Origin of the sequence: Olivibacter sp. XZL3, assembly GCF_004368405.1 — a bacterium.
GTDB lineage: Bacteria > Bacteroidota > Bacteroidia > Sphingobacteriales > Sphingobacteriaceae > Olivibacter.
Map to the genome: position 1 here is coordinate 110,148 of NZ_SBJH01000062.1, position 20,786 is coordinate 130,933.

At 44.8% G+C, this 20,786-nt stretch carries 10 protein-coding genes; 1 reads left to right on the forward strand and 9 read right to left on the reverse strand.

The genetic code is table 11. From position 1 onward, the window contains the following. Window positions 1-9 precede the first annotated feature (9 nt). The 9 genes from EPX21_RS13555 to EPX21_RS13595 all read right to left on the reverse strand — a co-directional run bounded on the left by EPX21_RS13555 (window position 10) and on the right by EPX21_RS13595 (window position 19,316). Window positions 10-3,213 carry a TonB-dependent receptor gene (locus EPX21_RS13555; RefSeq protein WP_134090235.1) on the reverse strand — a complete coding sequence of 1,068 codons (3,204 nt, stop codon included), beginning with the start codon at window positions 3,211-3,213 and terminating at the stop codon, window positions 10-12. A 647-nt stretch (window positions 3,214-3,860) separates the two neighbouring features. Further along, the gene (locus tag EPX21_RS13560) at window positions 3,861-6,617 is read right to left on the reverse strand and encodes a DUF5695 domain-containing protein (protein WP_134090236.1); all 2,757 of its coding nucleotides are present in this window, start codon (window positions 6,615-6,617) and stop codon (window positions 3,861-3,863) included. A gap of 127 nt (window positions 6,618-6,744) precedes the next feature. Beyond that, window positions 6,745-8,991 carry a S9 family peptidase gene (locus tag EPX21_RS13565; protein ID WP_134090237.1) on the reverse strand — a complete coding sequence of 749 codons (2,247 nt, stop codon included), beginning with the start codon at window positions 8,989-8,991 and terminating at the stop codon, window positions 6,745-6,747. 64 nt (window positions 8,992-9,055) lie between these two features. Beyond that, window positions 9,056-10,513 carry an APC family permease gene (locus EPX21_RS13570; protein ID WP_134090238.1) on the reverse strand — a complete coding sequence of 486 codons (1,458 nt, stop codon included), beginning with the start codon at window positions 10,511-10,513 and terminating at the stop codon, window positions 9,056-9,058. Further along, window positions 10,500-12,284 (reverse strand): DUF885 family protein, encoded by a 1,785-nt coding sequence (locus EPX21_RS13575; protein WP_134090239.1) that lies wholly within the window; start codon window positions 12,282-12,284, stop codon window positions 10,500-10,502. The genes EPX21_RS13570 and EPX21_RS13575 overlap by 14 nt, the downstream gene beginning before the upstream one ends. Window positions 12,285-12,614: 330 nt before the next feature. Then, complete coding sequence (locus EPX21_RS13580; RefSeq protein WP_134090240.1) at window positions 12,615-14,564, reverse strand: glycoside hydrolase family 97 protein; 1,950 nt, start codon at window positions 14,562-14,564, stop codon at window positions 12,615-12,617. A gap of 5 nt (window positions 14,565-14,569) precedes the next feature. Further along, complete coding sequence (locus EPX21_RS13585) at window positions 14,570-15,721, reverse strand: aldose epimerase family protein (RefSeq protein WP_134090241.1); 1,152 nt, start codon at window positions 15,719-15,721, stop codon at window positions 14,570-14,572. Window positions 15,722-15,771: 50 nt separating this feature from the next. Continuing rightward, the gene (locus EPX21_RS13590) at window positions 15,772-17,745 is read right to left on the reverse strand and encodes an alpha-L-arabinofuranosidase C-terminal domain-containing protein (protein WP_134090242.1); all 1,974 of its coding nucleotides are present in this window, start codon (window positions 17,743-17,745) and stop codon (window positions 15,772-15,774) included. Between the two features lie 26 nt (window positions 17,746-17,771). Next, window positions 17,772-19,316 (reverse strand): alpha-N-arabinofuranosidase, encoded by a 1,545-nt coding sequence (locus EPX21_RS13595; protein WP_134090243.1) that lies wholly within the window; start codon window positions 19,314-19,316, stop codon window positions 17,772-17,774. A gap of 723 nt (window positions 19,317-20,039) precedes the next feature. On the opposite strand from EPX21_RS13595, the gene EPX21_RS13600 reads away from it, so the two are divergent. After that, a complete protein-coding gene (locus EPX21_RS13600) occupies window positions 20,040-20,732 on the forward strand; it encodes an NUDIX domain-containing protein (protein WP_134090244.1) in 693 nt (230 codons plus the stop codon). Window positions 20,733-20,786: the final 54 nt, after the last annotated feature.

The following is a 20,786-nucleotide window of genomic DNA, read 5'->3' on the forward strand; positions in this document are numbered from 1 at the left end:
TTTATGCGCCTAAAAAGACACGTTTAAGCCTAAAGAATAGCTCCTTAAGATCGGTACGCCCGAGCTTGCGTCGGTTACTCCAATAAAACCGTTTCCAAAATTCTCCGGATCGGTGCCCCTGTTTTTGGCACTGCCGAAGGTCAGTAAATTATCCCCACGGAAGTAAACGCGTAAAGCCGATAGACCCCATTTCGACACCAGTGTTTGTGGTAAGGTATATCCTAACATCACATTCTTCAGCCGCACAAAATCATTGTTGAAAATGTATTGATCGCTGTATCGGGCATTGGAAAAAGCGTCGAAGGTGTGATAAGTGTAGATCTTGGCAACATCTGTTACATCACCGGGTTGCTGCCAACGGCGATCAAGGTTATCATAGGCAGCAAAATTCTCGCGCAGCACATTGCTTTCGGAGTAATTATAATCATATAGTTTACCGCCAAAACTATAGTAAAGCATAAAGGATAAATCCAGTCCTTTATACCGGAAGCTATTGGTTAAAGCCCCGTAAACATCTGGAAGTACAGAGCCTTTATTAACCCGTTGCGCGTCCACGTTCACCTCGTCATAATTTTCGGTCTTCTCTTGACCGACGACGTTTCCGTTGTCATCAAATTCGTATCGCCACCACTGGTTGTGTCCATTATCTGGATTAACACCGGCAAAACTAGGCGCATAAATATCATAACGCGATCCGCCCTCTCGCCATTTAAAGACGGCCACTCCTTGGTTAAATTGCTCTTCCCTACTCGGCAAGCTAGTAATCGTATTCTTATATCCAGTGGCATTGAAGGATATATTCCAGTCGAAGTCTTTTTTCCGAATAGCGGAGTAATTTAGATCTAGTTCCCAGCCCTTGTTCTGTACATCGCCGATATTTCGCAAGATCGCATCCATCCCCAATGACGGAGCCAAAGGGGTTTCTAACAACAGATCTTTGGACTTGCGAGTGAAGTATTCAATACTTCCCGAAAGCTTGTTAAACAATGCGAATTCCAAGCCAATATTCGTCTGGATATTGGTTTCCCATTTAATGTCTTCGTTTTCCAACTGATTAAGCCGTACGCCGACTTGCCCAACATAGCTGGTTGGTCCGAATAAAGCCTGATAGGCATAATAGTTATTCACCCGATCGTTTCCTACTTCACCATAACTCGCTTTAAGTTTTAAATTTTGCAACCAATCCTTGGTATTCTCCATAAAGGATTCTTCAGAAACACGCCAGGAAGCTCCTATCGAATAGAACTGTCCCCAACGATTGTCGGGATGAAAACGGGAAGAGCCGTCGGTACGTATACTTCCTGAAAAGTAATAACGGTTATTGTAATCGTATTCCGCCTTACCAAAGAAACTGGCTAGTCCGTAACGGGAGAAGCTCGACCAAGCTGTAGGGTCGTTAGAGGCTAACGAGATTTCCCTGAAATAAGGCAAAGCCAAACCATAACGGGTTGCACCTGAACCCGAAGTGGTGTAAGAATAAATCTCCTGCCCGGCCAATACATTGATATGATGCAGATCGTTAAAGGTTTTGTCGTAGGTTAATACATTATTGACAGTATGTGAATAGCTTCTATAACTATCCCTTTGCACATAGCCCTCGGAAGGAAGTAACTGGTTCTCGCGTTCCGGACTTTTCCACATGCTATAGAAGTTATCGATTAACTGGAAAGAATAGGTTGTTTTTAAGCTTAATCCCTCCATTAGGCGGAAGCTTAGCACAGATACCGTTTGCAGATTATCGGTCTGGCTGTTTTTGGCTTCCGTTAAAGCGCCATAGGCGCTCCAGCGTGGCCACCAAGCCCGACCGTTTCCGACCCCTTCATCCAACTGCGGCTTTCCGGTATAAGGACTGATCGCATAGGAATTGGTTTCATAATCCCACAGATACGCTGAATATTCGGTCGGCATGACACGAAATACCCGTGCATCAAAGCCGCCATTTATATCGGTGCTATTCATAAACATAATCGAGTTGCTCATGCTGAACCAATCGTTTATTTTTGAGTTTAACGCAACCCTTCCGGTATAACGCTTAAAGCCGTCACTGATGTGAACACCCTTATCGTTGAGGTAAGAAAAGGAGGCATAATAGGTATTATTTTCACCCATAGCGCCACTAAAATCTACGCCATAGTCTTGCTTTAGCCGATAGTTGAAGGCCTCTTCAAACAAGTCAAAATCCCATAAGCGTTGCGCCTCCGGTTTGATTTTCCCATCCAAACCAACCGGATAATCCATATTCCAACCGGAGCGATAGTTTCTCAATACATTCCCGTTCTCATCCAATATGGGCGTAGTATTCCAGAAAACAGAAGGAACTCGATTACTTGCATACTCCCTAGCTGCTTCATCAGACAACTCATCGAAATCTCGTGCATCGTTGTACAAACCTTCCCAAGCCAATTCCCATTGTTTAGCAGGTGACACCCGCTCGGGGAATTTCACGGCAAAATCACTGGTTGTCCAAGCTGCACGTGCGTTAACTCTCGCTTTACCGCTGGCGCCACGCTTAGTCGTAATCATAATCACACCATTGGCAGCGCGCGATCCGTAAAGTGAAGTAGCAGCGGCATCTTTCATCACCGTGATGGATTCAATGTCTGATGGAGAGTACGCGCTTAGATTTACATCGGAAGGCACCCCATCCACCACGTAGAGCGGAGACATTTCAGCTGTCAGCGATCCGATACCGCGGATGGTAATTGTTGGATTCGCTCCCGGGCGCCCCGAGGTATTAGTTACTTGAACGCCGGCCGACAATCCCTGTAAGCTTTGCGCAACATTGGAAGTATTCACATTTTCAAGCTGTTTTGCATCGATTACGGTGGCCGAACCAGTGAAGGACGACTTTTTGCTCGTGCCGTAAGCGGTAACCATCACCTCGTCTAAGCCGGCTACATCGTCTTCCATTACCACTTCAATACTATTTGAAGTGGTAATGATGGTATCGTAATTTTTATACCCGATGGAGCGGAAGATAAGTTTAACACCCAGCTTTGGTAAGCTGAGCACAAATTTGCCCGATTCATCGGTTTTGGTGCCGATACTTTCGCCTTCTTGCACAATACTTACGCCAGGAAGAGGAAGGCCCCTGGAATCTTTAACAGTCCCTGTTATCTGTTCCTGCGCTTCGACGCGCATTACGGAAAGTAACAGCATAAACAAAAATGCCCAACTAAGGCGCTTTTTATCCGTTTGGTAATTTGTTCGCATATAAATTTACATTATAGGTATACACCTGTGGATTACACAAAAATCAAATGTCGTACTGGTTCCCTCGGCTCTGATAAATAAATAATGATTAGCTCGGTCTATAAATGTCTATGAAACACTTAAAGATTCAAATGTAAAATGAAAAGGAAAAGCCAACTTCCCGCATTTTAGCCAAAAGGCTTCGATATTTAACCATTTTGGCCAAGAGTGTAGGGTCAAGGCTCTTTTTGTTATTGGGAGCGGCTTTACTTCAGGGAGAAAAGCGAAAAAGCTTATACCCTATAGCTTATCCCTTGGGGTCTTCCGTGGCAAAAAAAAAGACCACCCGCCTCACGGCGGACGGTCAAACACACATGAAACAAAATTTTTAACACCGCAGTTGCCCTCCTTTCAAGGGGGCAAACTTTAATCTTATAGGGATATCCTGTTTTGTCCCTCTTCGCCTTATATGGCGGTATCTTAGTCTCAGAGAAAACGGTCGTCTAACTGGTTCGCTTTAACGTTGCGCTGCAGCGTACCCTACAAAAATACGTAAGACCTTCGCTTCCCATTACGCAGATTTTAACAATCTATCAACAAATTTGAACGACAAAAGGAAGCCGCATCTCTCGACGCGGCCCCAACCATAGACAATCCGTATCGCCTTTTTAATGTGGCTTCAGTAATAATGTAGTTTCTTGTTCCGCTAAAGGGATTACCTGAGCGCCCCGCTCTATCTTCGGTTCCGTTTCAACGGCATAGCCTCTTGCTCCTTCTGCTTCCAAACGCAGGAATGCCTGCGATGTAAATGCATCCTTAGGCGCTAGCTTAATGCGAATAGCTTTTGTTCCCGGATTATATGCCACCTCCCTAAATTGGCCTGCATCCAAGCTCAGCAGCAGTTTAGCAGGTGCAATAAATATTTTTGATTTCGCCGCCGTGGTAGGCCTTAACACGACCCAATCTTTTTCTTCGCGGACATTACCGCCGAAGCCTAACCATCCGAAAGTTTCGCTCTGCACTAAATAACTTGATGTATTAACGGCATAGCCAAAGAAACCACTGCCATAATCTCCCGACAAGGCATCATTTGCCAATGTAGAAGGATACGAATGGAATGCCGAAGGACCGAAACCGTCTTCGGTTACATTGGCTATCGCACCCATTAAACCGCCATAACCGACCCGCAACAAATGCAGGTTTTCGGGTTGATCATGGAACGCTTTTAACACAGGAATAGCATTCAATGCCGACCCATAATGATGAATCTGCCGTTCTACCCGCGCTATTTTACCTCCATAAAGAAAATCCCAATATCTCCGCGCACTCCCGTTATAGGCCCAATGCGGAATGGTAGGCATATAAGCCATAATGGCGCTGAGTGTAACCGCCGCTTTATCTGTGTAGCCAAAATAGTCGGACCACATATACACCTCTTCCTGCCCCGTTGAATCCCAAGGCATTTCACTGCCGAAGGGATAATTCAATGTACGCCAATGGTCGGCACGCGCTTTCATTGCCGCTTCCAAAGCCGCTGCCTCGGTCAATTTCTGCTCTGCTTTTAAGTCCTGTAATATCAGTAAAAAGACGGTTCCTTCCATCTGCCCAAACTGCGCATAGTAAGGAGCCTGTTTGACCATCGCCATACTGGTCTGGAAAGCCTTATCCAGGTACCACTGCCAACTTTCTTGATCCACTAAGCCCTTATGAAATCGGGATAAGCGATACAATACCCAATGAGCGGCTGCCACGTGTGGATAATTATAGGATCGGCCAACATCATCCGCTCCCTTCTTATTCCAGGCCGACCAAACTTTGTAATTAATCTGTGGATCATAGGTACCTGGTGGCATGGAGTCGGGCTCATAATAAAAAACGCTTTTCTTAACACCGTACTTTTGTGGCCCTTCTTTATGTTGGATATTACCCCACAGCGTTTGATGCATAAAGGCTTGCAGCTTCTTTAATTCCTCCTTATTAGGCTGCACTAATTGCTTCATGATGGCTTCCAACCAACTTCCTGCGCCTCCCTCATCGCTTAAACCAGCTACCCAAGCACGACGATCCTGCGTTACTTGCTTTTGCTCCTCATAATCGTAGGAAATAACAGACGGGCTTCTTCCGAAGGGGTCATTTGGCTGATCGAACCATTGCTTGGTGGTTAAAAAACGCCCAATAGAGTCCATAACCTCTGCTTCGGGTCGAATTACTTTATAATGGATCGCTTGCGTATTACCATCGGCATATTGCACTTTGATGGTGGCCCTTCCCCATTGGTTGCCTTTTATGCGATAGGATTGCATGCCGCCCTTAGTTCCTTTTTCCTTAATCAAAGACAAAGCCCCTGCCGGGAAAACATCGATCGATCGGATTTTCGACGGATAATCGATGAATAGTTTACCGTCTACGTCTTGTGGTAACACATAACCTGGTATACCAACTGCCACCGGCCGCTTCCGACTCTTCAGCGCTTTCTCGACCTCGGTAATATGGTCTGCTAACACGAACTGCAGACCATAACTGATTTGTTGCTTGGATTTCAGCACCACCATGCTGGGCTCATTCCATTGGGTTATGCCCTTCCATTCTTTATCCGCATAGGCCCTACTGTGCACCATCCATTCATGAAATCCTTCAAAAGTAATTCCTCTTGGTGTCGGGTCATCTAACAAGGGCCTATAAGCCTCGAACGGCGTATTGCCATATGGAAGCACCAAAAGTGCTTCTTCTTTGCCGCTCAGACGGGCTACTTGCAAATAACCGGCATCCATGCCAATATATGGATCAAAAAATACATTTTTTGCATGGGCCTCATCCAGTGAACGCTCGTGCAAAATATTATTAAAGATCATGGGAATGCCAAGTGCGCCTATTTCAAGGTCTTTTGTACCCTCGTTTAACAGCGAAAAACGAAGGACCAATGTTCCGTCCACCTGCTCCCAATAGCGCTCAATTTTTAAAGGACTATCATTAGCGAGTGTACTACTTAAATCTGCCGCTGCCAGCACGTTCCCCCCATGAGGCAAAGCCTGTACTGCAGTACGATGTTTTGCCGAAGAGAGTTCTTGCCACTCCGAGGCGCCGAGCTCCCGCACGCGTAAATTAATATCTCCGAGTTGATACAAACCGTCGCCCTTACGGATATCCAGTCGATCGCCCGGCGTAAAATCAAATGCTACATCACTTAATGGATGCAAACCGGCAACGGTCTGTGATTGTTTAACAAGCACGAGGTCAAACGACTGCGTACGATAATGCTCCTTTCCCCCGCTGAGCCCCAATGTTTCCGGTCTTTTTGCAAGTGCCTCCCACGGGTTCTGCGCATAACAAACAGGTATAGACAACACATAAAGCAGTATAAGCACCAAACGCATTCCGCCCTTCTTAGCGACGCCAGCTGTCGGTATATGTATTTCTTTATTCATATATATATTATTAGAAATTGTCTTCAATACAAATGTAAACAAGACACTTATTCAATTGAAGCCAAATATTGACCTAAAATAGGCTTATTTTAACGTGCAGGATAATCCGAACTTCACATAGATTATCCTACCAAGCCGGTGGCTCTACTCCCAGGAGGTGCTTTACAAAATAGTCTCTCCTTTTATGTTCGCCAAAATCGCCTCCCGAAGAATGCCCCATACCGGGCACCATCAAAAAGTCGAAATCTTTATTTGCCTTAATCAAAGCGTCCACTACCTGCAATGTCGAAGAAGGATCCACGTTATCATCCAGCTCGCCCACGATAAGCATAAGCTTTCCCTGAAGACGGTACGCATTTTCCACGTTCGACGACTCGGCATAATGCGGACCTATGGGGTAACCCATCCACTGTTCGTTCCACCACATTTTATCCATTCGATTGTCATGACAGCCGCAGGAGGATACACCCACTTTGTAGAAATCAGGGTGGAAGAGCAAAGCGCCTGCGGAACTTTGACCGCCTGCTGAGGTTCCGTAGATGCCGACACGGCTTAAGTCCATATAGGGATATTTCTTAGCGGCGGCCCGCATCCAGGCAATCCGATCCGGAAAGCCCGCGTCCTTTAAGTTCTTCCAACAAACATCGTGGAAGGCTTTTGACCGATTGGAGGTCCCCATCCCATCCATTTGCACCACTATAAAACCCAATTCGGCAAGTTCGTGCGCGCCATAAGGCACCATGGTTTGAAAACTTTTAGGCACAAAAGAACTGTGAGGGCCCGCGTAAATATATTCGATAACAGGATATTGCTTCTTTGGGTCGAAATTCGTTGGCCGTACGATAATTCCCCAGATATCCGTTTGTCCATCGCGCCCTTTTGCTTGGAACACCTCGGGCATTTTCCAACCCGTGCTTACTAACGGATCGATATTCGCCTTCTCCAAGTCCATCAATATTTTACCGCTAAGCGCATCCCTAACAACGGTAACTGGTGGTAAATCGACCCGTGAATATTGATCGACAAACACGCTGTGATCAGGAGAAAAAGTAGCGTCATGATTGGCATTTTCGGTCGTTAAGGCTTTCAAGCCTGTCCCATCGAAGTTGATCCGGTAATATTGGATAAGATAGGGGTCATATCCTTTTTCACGACCGCTCGCTGCGAAAATAATCTGTCGCTTTTTTTCGTCTACTTGCACCACTTTGCGAACCACCCATTCCCCTTTGGTAATTTGATTTTTAACTTTCCCCGATAGTCCGTCATACAAGTAGAGATGATTCCAGCCATCCCGCTCGGAGGCCCAAATGATTTCCTTTCCATCCGCCACGTCGTACCGGTACTTCTTACCGCTATAGTCGATAAATGTTTTACTCAACTCATCTACCAAAACCCGCGTTGTACCCGTTTGTCCGTCCATTTCAAGAACCTGATAGCGCTGGTGTCCTCTTTGGTTGTATTCAACCGTAAAGGAACGGCTATCCTTATGCCATACCGGAAACGAAAGGTCGTATTGATTTCCAATAAAATTGGCAGGCATGGCCACTGCTTTCTGTTCATCAATTAAAAATAAAGTCGGGATACGCTGCGGTAAGGCGTCTCCAGGCTTCAGGTAGTCGCGCGTTTGCAGTTTGGGCTGCAGTTGATCTTTAGGTGATGACTCGATCAAATAAAGCGTATGATCTTCATGCTTTCTAACCTTAGCACCCACAAGCTTTTTGCTGTCTGGCGACCAAGCCATGCGGGCATCATAATACTCGCCGGGAGAGCCATCGAAGCTTAACTGGATCTCTTTAGCACCATCTTCCGGCCTTTGGATAAACACATTATAGTTTTTGATATAGGCCACCCACTGGCTATCGGGAGAAAAGGTTTTCCGGTCTTGTGCATCGCTAAATCGGTTTCCCCAATACCCTCTTCCTCGCTTTAAGCGTGCTGTGATTTCTTTATTTTCCTCGAGCCGACCAGTGCCCAAGTCCAAATCCCATCCCTTTTCATAAGCGGCGAAGCTTAACCGTTTGCGCTCCATTGCGTAGTCGAGCTGCGCTAAAGGCAGATCCGCGGCATTTGTAGTCACGCCTGTTAGTTTCGAAAGCTGTTCGGCCACATGCTGATGATCAAAAGCCGTCTTTTTTGTATGCGTCTTATAATCCGCTACCATAAAGCGCTTCCCGGAATCGACCGTTACACTGTAAAACACTTGGGCGGCAGAATCAAGCCACAAAGAATTTGCGGTTAGACCCTGCGCCTTGCCTTTTAGCAGCTGTCGCAAATTATTTGCGCGCGCATAATCTTCTTTCGTCCCTTGTCCGCAAACAGATTTTATACCAAAAAGAGCAATCAGCAAAAGGGCTAAACCTAGTTTATTTTTCATTCAAATAAATTTGTTTATTCATTACTTGTACGGTTTTAATGGCAATGAAGCTTGCCTAAATTATTCATTGTCTTTTAGCAATCACGTAATATACGGGGATTCCTGCGAGGGTAATAATCAGTCCGGGCCAAGTGTATTGCGGTTTGTAAACGATCAATAATAGGCAAAAACTTAAGCCCATCAGGATGTAAATAATGGGCAGAACCGGATACCCTAATGCCTTATACGGTCGTGGCTGTTCCGGACGCTTTTTCCTGAGAATAAAAATACCCGCAATTGTGAGCATATAAAATAAGACCACCACAAAGGAAATCATGTCCAACAGGTCCCCGTATCGGCCGCTTAAACACCAGAGCGAAGCAATAACGGCTTGCAGCCAAAGCGCCACTTCAGGCACGGCCCGTCCGTTCAATGTACCAACTTTTTTAAAAAAGACACCTTCCTTCGCCATTGAATAATAGACACGGGCACCAGCCATAATGAGCCCGTTGTTACATCCAAAAGTCGATACCATAATCATTAAGGCAATAATCATGGTCCCTGCGTTGCCAAAGATAACATGCGATGCCGTTACTGCGACCCGGTCTTTTTCGGAAGCCGCCATCTCGGGCAATGTTAAAACGCCTGTATACATCAAATTAGTAAGCATATACAACAAGGTGACCAATATGGTACCCAATGCCAGGCTTAGGCCGACGTTGCGTTGTGGATTTTTTACCTCGCCAGCAATAAAGGCTACACTGTGCCAAGAATCACTACTGAAGATCGATCCGACCATGGCCGCCGCTATCGCTCCCAAAGCGGCAATGCTTGTATAAGTTTCTATTGAACCGTCGATGTTTAGCCGTTGCAAATTCCACGTTGAACCACTTAGCCAATTGGCCTGCCATACATCCGATTTCATCGCGAAGAGCCCAAAAATGATGAGCAGTGCAAGCGAGAGTATTTTGGCTAATGTAATGATTGTTTGTACCCATTTCGCGTTACTGACGCCACGCGTATTAATATATGTAAGCAAGAAGATAACCACAATACTGAGTAACTGGGCCGGTGAAATTTGCACCAAGCCGAAATCAATTGCTACCAAATCTTCGCTGAACTGGGGAAGAAGGTAAGCTGTGAATTTGGCAAAAGCTACACCGACTGCAGCAATAGTGGCCGTTTGAATGACCGTAAAAAAGCTCCAGCCGTATAAAAAGCTGATCAGCGGATTGTAAGCCTCTTTCAAATAGATATACTGCCCTCCTGCTTTCGGGAACATGGCACTGAGCTCTCCATAACTCAAGGCGGCGGTCAGCGTCATAAAACCCGTAATGAACCAGACGAACATCAGCCAGCCGGCACTGCCGGTTTGACGCACAATGTCAGCGCTGACAATAAAAATGCCTGAACCGATCATACTTCCGGCCACTAACATCGTGGCATCGATGAGTCGCAAAGAAGGTTTAAAACCAGTTTGGTTGACTTCTTTGTCAGCTCTTAGCGTAGGATCAACTACCAACTCCTCGTTATTTGAAATCATAGAATCGCCAATTTGTTTTGAAATTTTTGGATAGTTTTTGATTGGTGAGAACGGCACGCATCAGTTCGATAGGCATCTGATTCTCCTTCATAAAGGCATCATGAAACTCTTTTAAGGACATCTTACCGCTATCCACCAGCTCGTGTTTCAAGCCCATGATCTGAATGCCTCCCAGCAGATACGCCGCTTGATATAAAGGCGGGTAATTACCCTGAAAGGAGCGCCTCACTTCGCCCTCTGCATTTGCCCGTTCGAAGCCTACACGATCTACTAAAAAATCAATACATTCTTGTGGCGACCACTTGCCCAGATGGTAATTCAAGGAAAAGATAATACGCGCACAGCGGTGCATACGCCAAAACAACATGCCGATGCGCTCTTCCGGACTTTTAGCAAATCCATTTTCATAAAGCAGTAATTCCCAGTATAAAGCCCAGCCTTCTGTATAAAAAGGCGTTCTGAATTCCCTTCTGTAAGGTTTATAGCGACTGTTCATAAAGTATTGCAAGTGATGTCCAGGAATTAGTTCATGCTGTACGGTACCTCTTGAAAAGTAAGGGTTGTTTCCACGCATACTCATCATCTTGTCTTCATAAGACATCTCCGGTGTTGGATAAGAAATACTGATCTCTCTGCCGCCAGTGAAAAAGGGATTCACCAGTTGCCGTTCGGGCGTCATCATAATCATACCCCAGGTTTCATCAGCGAGCTCAGGCCAAGTAATCCAATCCCGTTGTGTGATGAACGATTTAGCATCGTTATACAGTTTAATGATAAGTTCTGGCTGCTTCCCTACCGGGACATAACTGTTTTTGACCTGCTCTTGGGCCTTTTTCCAATCGTTACCAAAGCCCATCTCTTGCGAGGCCTTCAACAATTCTTTATCGCACCAAGCGAATTCCTCATTGGCGATATCAATAAGCTCTTGTGGGCTATAAGGTATATATTCACGAGCGAGCAATCTGTTTAACGTCGCCTCGCCAACCGGATTTCCTTTGATTCCACTATTATCCGCTTTCTGCGTTGTTCGCACTTCGCCTTGCGCCACCAAAGCTTCCGCATACTTGCCGAGTAATGAATCGAGGCCTTCGTAGGTCTTCGGCACCCACCAGGTAAACATGGGCTCGTAACCATTGTAAAATTTAAAGACGTTTCGCAATCTAGCCTGCAGCCCATAAACCGCATTTTTAGCGAACTCGGCTTGTCGCATGTCGACTTTAGCTTGTTTTGGCAATGCTTCCAAATGGATCTTTATATCTTTTGTTATCCTGTTGAGCTCTTTTGCGACTTGCTCCCCGTCTACCGAGCCGCCACGAAGTCGTGTCTTCTCCAGGCTATAAATCGAATCTGCAAAAGGGATAAAGGAGCTGATGGCCCGATAGTTGGTTTCTTCCTCTTGGAGTTCACTTGCATAGCCCTCGATTTGATTCTTTAATAACAGATAATCAACCTGCCCATTGACTTGCAATTTATCGAACTGAAAAGTAGCCAGCTCCTTCAAATATTGAAGGTTCAGCTCGTTCAACCGCTTTCGCTGCTGCGGTGAGTTTAAAATAGGCTGATAAGAAAATCCGTTGGTCGCCCGCGGCGAATAAAAATCGAGCAGGGTGCGTACATCCTGGTTGTAGCGAATAATAGTAGGCGCTATTTCACTGGTTTGGCTATAGAAATCGGGCGACTGCGCACCCGCTTTTCCACTCGTCACCAGCGTTAAAAAAATAAATGCCGTTTTTAAAAGCTTTTTTAGTGCTTTCGAGTTAAAATTGATCATTCCTTTTGCTATTTGTAAATTATAAACTCGTGTATTGTTCAGCGGAACATACCACTGAACACGCAAATACTATCGCCCTGAGTTAAATGGGGTTTATTATTGTTAATTGTTAGCAAAAGCAAATATAATTTTCTGGTGAAGCAATAAACAGCAAAATATTAACCATTTATCACCTTATTTTACAAGGGAATGTAATATAGCAGTTAGATTTAGCGAATTAGGCTATTCGCCCCCTCTTTTCGATCGTCTTGGCCAAGACTGTAGGAAGTCGGGAGAATATAATGAGTTGAAACATCAGGTAGCGCTTAAGCATTTAGCAATAATTTATGTCTAAAATTTCATTAGGAAGCCCCCACTGGCCTTCATAGACACCGCAACCTCGTTCGTTGCAGTAATCGTTTGCTGTGAAATGCCCGTTCCGTCCTGCTCATCTGCAAATAGCTCTCCTTGCTTTCCTTCAACAAATGAGAGCCTGAGTTTGAGCTCCTTGGCCTGCTCCTCTCCGTTGATGCCTGCTACATACCAGCTTTCACCCGATTTACGTGCGACAACCACGTATTTGCCCGGATAGCCCTCAATAAACTTGATATCATCCCAACTATCGGGCAATGTTCGCAGCAAATCCTGAACACCTTCAGCTATATGTGCCATTCCACTTGGGGACTCCGCATAATGCTGTATTCCGGAAAGAAATAACACACTGGTAGCCAACTCAAAAGCACTGGTTGTTTTGCGTTGCACATGGCTTTGTATCTTATAGAGATTCATCGGTGTAAAATCCATGGGATCAAAGGCGTTCCGGGTAAATGGAAGCATAGCGGCATGCGTCGCTTCCTTATCCGCATCTTCCTGTCCGAAGGTAACCATCTCAAAGCCACGAACGGCTTCGGCGGTCATCAAGTGCGGGTAGGTTCTGGCCCATCCCCGCGGCAGGGTCGCGCCGTGAAAGTTCACCAATAATTGGTAATCCGCCGCATCGTCCAGGATATCCTGATAATATTTGATCACGGACTGACCATCACCGCCGAAAAAGTCGACTTTGATGCCTTTAACACCCATTTGCTTTAGACGGTCAAACTCCCTGATTCGATCGCTATGCGTCAATAACTTGCCTTTCGGCGTATACTTCACTGTATTCCAATCCCCCGCCGAGTTATACCACAAAATCAGTCCGACCCCCTTTTGATCAGCATACCGTGCCAGTTCCGCAATTTTATCATAGCCTATCTTGTCGTCCCAATTCACATCGATCAAGCAATACTGCCATTTCATTTGTGCGGCAAAGTCGATATACCGCTTTTGTTCATCATAGGTAATAAAATCATCTTTCGAATTGATCCAGCTCCAAGCCGCCTTACCGGGTTTAACGAAAGCAGGGATTTCGCCTTTTGCTGGAGAGGCCACATCGGTGCCTAAGGTGGATTCTACTAAGGTTGATAAACCGCCGACTGTCACGACTCTCCAAGGAGAATAAAAAGGCTTATCGGAATGCGGAAGCACCCCATCTTTTGTAATCTCTTCTTTCGAATCGGGAAATGCTACTCGATAAATCCCGCCGGGCGACTGCGCTGCCAATCGCGTAGCACAATACGAACTGTCTAAGGCAGCTTCTGTGATTAACAGCCAACTGTTCCCGCTTTTAAACAGGGAAGGATATACCCAACCCGTGCCGGTTTTCTCTGGCGTTCCTACCGGAATATCCTGCTCATAGTGCTCTTCGTAGGAAGGATTTGTCTGTTCCCAGCCGGACTTAGCTATTGCCACGGGTTGTAACCAAGCCTTCGACCCAGCGGGTAAATGATAACTCGTCAGCTCTTTTTCCACCTTTGTTGATCTTCCTATATCGGCAAAAAAATAACGGAAAGCCAAGCCATCGTTCGCTAATTGAAAGATGATATCACAGCGTCGCCCTGCTTCATTCTGCAACTTCAAAACCAAGCCATTGGCTCTATAGTGATTTTGTTTTCTCTTTGCGTTGAGCATCACATAGTCATCGCTAATTCCTTCGTATAAAGAGTCGGATGTCAGCTTTAGTTTTTCACTAAAATCTGCCTCACTAAGCACCGCCCCAAGTTGTGAAGAATCCAATACGATTGTATCATTTCTACTAAGCTGGTACCATAGCTGCCCCTTATCGTCTAATTGATATGTCAGGGAAAGGCTTCCATCGGGACTTTTCAATACAGCATTTGAACTGGAAGTACAAGCCCAGTGAAGCAGGGAGCTGACAAAAAGTATACCTAGCTTTACCCACTTAGACTTTGGTTTGCGCTGCGCCATCGTCATTATCTAACTGAAAATTTATAGATCGTTTTGGTTTGATAAGTATCCCCCGGCTTTAATACAGTAGAAGGAAAAGCAGGCTGATTTGGCGAGTCGGGAAAGTGCTGCGTCTCTAAACAGAAGGCTGAACGGTATCCATAATCTTTGCCTCCTTTGCCAAGGTGCTGTCCGCCTTCCATAAAATTACCGCTATAAAACTGTATTCCGGGCTCTTCCGTCAGCACCTCCATCTGAATGCCCGTTTTTGGGCTGTAGACTATGGCAGCCGATTCCAAACCCGCCTTTTTGTTCAACACGAAATTATGATCATAACCCTTTCCGCGCTTCATTTGCTCATCATTGGCGTTAATACGCTCGCCGATCAGCGTAGCCTTTCTGAAATCGAATGGCGTGCCGGTAACCTCCATGAATTTGCCGGTTGGAATCAGCGTTTCATCTACCGGCGTAATTTTGTCGGCATTAATGGTTAATTCGTGATCTAAAATAGTGGAATCACCTTCGCCGTTTAAATTAAAATAAGCATGGTTTGTCAAATTCAAAACGGTTGTCATATCGGTCGTTGCGTTATAATCGATCGCTAAACCAGTATCGTCATTCAAGGTATAAACAACCGTCATATCAACGTTACCGGGATAGCCGGCTTCGCCATCTGCAGCGTGATAAGTCAGTTTCAGTGTTTTTTCATCCACCTGTTCGGCATTCCATACTTTATCATATACCCCATTATTTCCACCGTGCAGTGAATTCTCGCCATCGTTTTTCTCCAATTGATAGGTTTTACCGTCTAATGTAAACTGTCCTTTTGCGATGCGATTACCGTAACGCCCAACAATGGCACCATAGAAAGTCCCTTTATTTGCTTTATAGGTTTCCGCCTTGTCGTATCCCAACACCACATCCGTTTCACCGCCCTCTTTATTAGGGACCGATAGGCTGACAAGACGCGCGCCGTAATTGGTAACAGTTGCTTTTGCTTTGCCGTTTGTAAGGGTATACAGCTTCGCCTCCTGCCCATCGATCTGCGCACTAAAACCCGAAGCTGAATCGGTTTGAACTGTATCTGCCTTCTCAGCACTTTGTTGAGAACTTTGATTGCAAGCAGTATTTAAAAGTGCCGCCGCTAAGGTAGCCATGTAAATTATTTTGTTCGTCATATGTTTTAATTGATTGGTGTTCATTAAATGCCTCCATTAATATAAAAATTTCACCGCATCTTGATTTTGAAGATATGAAAAGAATACGGTGATAAATCGGTCTGTATGGATTTGCCTTTTAGTATCAGTTGTTCTGTGCTTGGACGGACCTTATTCGGTTCTTGGATAGAATTCTCTTCTTCAAGTCCGGCTGCTAACAAGATATGTTCCACTTCTTTTGTTAGTCGGCCTTTTGTCTGTATGCTGAAATTACCCTCAACAGGGTGACTATTATGATTGACCACCTTAACAATTACTTCGTTTGCTTTGTCATCCAATACGGCCGACGCATATATCCCATCCTGCCCGCTAGGCACTTCATCTCCCATATGGATGGGAATTACCTTTGTGCCTTTATTAGTCGAGTACAGCTTCTGCACTTGATAATTCGGCGTACCATAAGCCTGTAAATTGTCTACCCAAATGAGATCCGGCGTCCACTGCCAACCATCTACATGTGCAAATAAAGGCGCATAAGATGCCATTTTTACCACCTCAGCATTTCGCTCCAGGCCGGTGAGAAAGGCTGCTTCTGCGATCGCTGCTTTCCAGCTGTTTTTGTTACCGGTGCCCGCCGTTCGGTCGGTATGTGCCGCATATTCGCCTGCGAAAATTTTTGGCCCTTTGCGATCGTAATCATCGTAGCGGTTAGCATGGCTGAGGAACCACTCCGGACTGCGATAATAATGTTCGTCAATAAAATCGACTTTCAATCGCCGAAGCTCTTTATCGAGAAAGTCGAAACGCTCGCCTTCAGGATCCGTACCGGAGCTAGCGACGATCTTAATATCCGGGTGCTTCTCATTTAAAGCTTTTTTGAACACTTCCAATCGTTCGATGTACTGTGGCCCCCAATTTTCGTTTCCCACGCCCAACATCTTTAAATTAAAGGGTGCTGGATGCCCCATCTCCGCACGCAACTTACCCCATTTTGTGTGTAGATCGCCATTTGCAAACGCTATTAAGTCCAATGCATCTTGTACATATTCATCCAAGTCCTCTAAAGGGACTAACTCGGCCGTATTATATTGACAGGCCATGCCACAATTTAATATCGGCAGCGGTTCAGCGCCTATGTCTTCGGCCAGCTGAAAATATTCAAAAAAGCCCAAACCGAAAGTTTGATAGTAGTCGGGCGTTGAGCGATGTTTAAATTCAGTATTCCACCGGTTAACGATCAATTGACGATCTTCGATCGGCCCGACCGTTTTTTTCCACTGAAAGCGCGTGGCTAATTCGCGCCCCTCCACGATACATCCTCCCGGAAAACGTATAAAACCAGGCTTCATATCCGCTAGCAATTGCACCATATCGGCCCGCAGGCCTCCGGGCCTTTTCTTCCAGGTGTCTTCTGGAAAGAGAGAGATCATATCCACGTCCAACGTACCCTTGCCTTCGAACCAGATGACCAATTTTGCCTTCGGTTCCGTTTTAGTGGCACGAAAACGGACCTGTTGTTTCTGCCATGCTGTTCCCGTTTGTGATGGTTTGAGTGTACTTTCGCCGATTACCACACCAGCGGTATCCACCAGCTGCATATGCAGTGTAATTCCGGGCGCATCTTGCCTGTAAAGTATACTGAAATCATAGTGCAGCCCTTGCTTCACCCCCATCCCTCGAAAGCCTTCATTCTGTAAGCCCACTTTATCAGGCACCGAACTGCTGCTGACCCTTAAAAAGCGGGGATTGTTGGGTTTATCTTTCCGGCTTAACACCAAGAATGTTCCTTCACTAATATTTTTGCCCAGTCTTTTCCAGCCCATAAAAGGATCGGCAAACTCGAAGGACCTGTTTTTTACAAGTTCGGCATAGATGCCGCCATCAGCTCCCAAATTAATGTCTTCAAAAAATACCCCCCACATATTTGGAGAAACCTCAGCTACCGGTTGAGAAACATCGACGATAAAAGATTTTTTTTCTTGGCCGCTTAAGCTGAGCGCACAACTCAAAATAAGGGCTCCTAGTAATTTGCTGCGAATAAACATATGGTATCGTTTAACCTTATATCTCTTTAATTCAACTCTAATACGGCCACGGAAAAGGGCGGCAGTGTCACTGAGATTTCGTTATTTTTAAGTTCCGCTCCTTTAAAGGCTTCCGGTTTAATAAAATCTGGCTTATCGAAAGAATTAAAATCCCTTAGCTTAGCCGAAGTAAGCAATCGACCACTTAAATTTTTGTATTTTTTATCGCTTAAGTTCACCGTAATTTCTTGCTGATTTTTTGGATCGATGTTTACCAGTGAAATATGTGTTTTTCCATCTTTTGCAGTAGAGGCTGAAGCAGAAACTGCGGGAATGGATTCTCCGCTAAATGAAAGGCTCTGACTGCTAACTTCAAGCGGGATCAAGGTAGCATCTTGGTGCACCTTGTACATTTCCATCACGTGATAGGTCGGCGTCACCAACATTTTATCTCCCTCGGTCAAAATAACAGCCTGTAAGACATTGACGGTTTGTGCCAAATTAGCCATTCTTACCCGTTCAGCATGGTTATTAAATATATTAAGCGTCATACCAGCTATCATGGCATCACGCATGGTATTTTGCTGATAGAGAAAGCCGGGGTTGGTTCCGGGCTCTACCTCGTACCAACCACCCCATTCGTCCACCACCAATGCAATTTCTTTTTTCGGATCATATTTATCCATGATGGAGCTATGCTTTTCAACGAGCTCATTCATAAACCACGCCGACTTCATCGTTTTAAAATATTGTTCATCGGAATACATCGTAGCAGAGCCTTTTTTGCTCCAATCAATAACGGCGTAATGATGCAAGGCTATTCCTTTCACTAAACTCTTTGGAATTCGCTTCATTAAGGTTTCCGTCCAATTATAGTCGGCACTATTAGCCCCCGAAGCAATACGGAACAGTCCACCGCTATTGGTCCAATCAGACATGAAGGTTGCATATTTACGGTAGATATCCGCATAATAATCTGGGGTCATGTTGCCCCCGCAACCCCATGCCTCATTCCCCACTCCCCAAAATCTGACCTTCCAAGGTTTATCTCTGCCATTTTCTCTGCGTAGATCAGACATAGGGCTCTTACCATCAAAATTGACATACTGTACCCAGTCGGCCAGCTCCTGTACTTCACCACTTCCTACATTACCTGCCAAGTAGGGTTCGGTTTCCAATAATTCGCACATGTTCAGGAAATCATGCGTACCAAAACTGTTATTTTCCGTCACACCACCCCACCAAGTATTCACTATGCTCGGGCGCTTCCCTTTCGGTCCAATGCCATCTTTCCAATGGTACGTATCTGCAAAGCATCCGCCAGGCCAACGAAGGTTCGGTATATGGAGCTTTTTCAACGCTTCGATTACATCGTTGCGAACCCCATTGGTATGCGGTATCGTTCCATTGTCTTCTCCTACATAAATACCGTCGTAAATGCAGCGGCCGAGATGTTCTGCAAAATGACCATAAATGTGCCTGCTAATGGTAATGGTGTCTGGCCCTGGAACAAGTTTTATTACATTCTGTGCCCAAGTTCCAATAAAAGAGCCTGCCAACAGGAAGGTTACGATGATTGATTTTCTGTACATACGTTTAAAACGGGTTGTTGTATTCAATAATTGGCGTCAATAATGTGCTAAAGATATTAAATAAACAATAAATGTAAAAATAACATTTAAGTATTTCTGTCTTTCTTTGATCCGATATAACAGCATACGAACCCAGTTATAAAAAACCAGCCCCCTTTTCCAGACAAAACTACTACTAGAATACAGATAAAAAATGTAATGAATTGGGTTTCCTCCCGAATTTTATCGTTTCTTTATCGTAAATTTACCGTTTTTTAACCGTAAAAAATACGGTAGATTTACGTAAAAATTACGGTTTATTATCGATAAAATTGAAGTTTTATATCAGTTCATTCCAGTTTTATTTGATTTTGCAACACTTATTATCCTAGAAGACTGTACGAACTTTCCTGGCAGTCAAGCTTAACAAAATAAGCCACCCGACAATGCAAGCCGCCATGAGGAGCTCCCGCTGAACCAAAACGCTCTCCAATACCAATTAGAAAAGTGTCACAAAAACATTTTTTTATATCTTTGAGCCGTTCAAACGGCTGTCGATAATGTAACATTGTAGCTGAGAACATGTGATAAAGCACAAAGAATTTGTCTATATTTATAGCGATAGTCTTTGCTGATACACAAAAGACATATTTGCCCAATAAAGGATTGACTTTTTGCAGACAAAAATCGACGATATAACTGTTTTACACAAAGGACAGATGCCGAGCTAATTACCTTTGAATTATGACGAAGTACTCAAAACAAACCCGTTTACTAGTGGCCGTAGACTGTATTATTTTCGGCTTTGACGGCGAAAGCCTTAAACTGCTCCTTATCCAACGAGGTTTCGAACCGGAAAAAAACAAATGGAGTTTAATGGGCGGATTCGTAGAACCCAATGAAGCACCGGAAGAGGCTGCGGCGCGCGTTCTGAAGCAATTAACGGGCTTAGAAAACGTATATATGGAACAGATGGAGGTTTTCGGCAAACCAGATCGCGATCCGACTGAAAGGACGATCAGCATTACCTATTATGCGCTGATCGATATTAGAAAATATAAAGATCAATTAAGCAAGGAATACCGAGCGGAATGGATGCCGCTAGAGGGAATACCTAAACTGATTTTTGATCACAACAGCATGGTAGAACACGCCAAGCAAAAGCTTCGTTATAAGGCTGCCCTGCATCCGATACTTTTTGAACTGCTGCCCGAAAAATTCACGATCCCACAAATACTGACTCTCTATGAAGGTGTTTACGATATTGTGCTAGATAAGCGCAACTTCAACAGAAAACTTCTGTCTACAGGCCTGCTGGTTCGCCAAAAGGATAAAGACAAAGAGAATTCGAAAAAGGGGGCATTTTACTACAAACTCAATAAGGAGACCTATAAAGACAAGATAAGCTCTTTTTTAAACTTTATACCAAACCCTTAGTTTCAGTCCACATTTTTTCGATAATATTTTTTTATCTAAAAAAATAAATGTTAA

Excerpts from the sequence above, each read along its gene's own strand:
- EPX21_RS13560 (WP_134090236.1), bottom strand. The coding sequence starts at position 6,617 with ATGAATAAAGAAATACATATACCGACAGCTGGCGTCGCTAAGAAGGGC.
- EPX21_RS13595 (WP_134090243.1), bottom strand. The coding sequence starts at position 19,316 with ATGTACAGAAAATCAATCATCGTAACCTTCCTGTTGGCAGGCTCTTTT.
- EPX21_RS13580 (WP_134090240.1), bottom strand. The coding sequence starts at position 14,564 with ATGGCGCAGCGCAAACCAAAGTCTAAGTGGGTAAAGCTAGGTATACTT.
- EPX21_RS13575 (WP_134090239.1), bottom strand. The coding sequence starts at position 12,284 with ATGATCAATTTTAACTCGAAAGCACTAAAAAAGCTTTTAAAAACGGCA.
- EPX21_RS13555 (WP_134090235.1), bottom strand. The coding sequence starts at position 3,213 with ATGCGAACAAATTACCAAACGGATAAAAAGCGCCTTAGTTGGGCATTT.
- EPX21_RS13585 (WP_134090241.1), bottom strand. The coding sequence starts at position 15,721 with ATGACGAACAAAATAATTTACATGGCTACCTTAGCGGCGGCACTTTTA.
- EPX21_RS13565 (WP_134090237.1), bottom strand. The coding sequence starts at position 8,991 with ATGAAAAATAAACTAGGTTTAGCCCTTTTGCTGATTGCTCTTTTTGGT.
- EPX21_RS13570 (WP_134090238.1), bottom strand. The coding sequence starts at position 10,513 with ATGATTTCAAATAACGAGGAGTTGGTAGTTGATCCTACGCTAAGAGCT.
- EPX21_RS13600 (WP_134090244.1), top strand. The coding sequence starts at position 20,040 with ATGACGAAGTACTCAAAACAAACCCGTTTACTAGTGGCCGTAGACTGT.
- EPX21_RS13590 (WP_134090242.1), bottom strand. The coding sequence starts at position 17,745 with ATGTTTATTCGCAGCAAATTACTAGGAGCCCTTATTTTGAGTTGTGCG.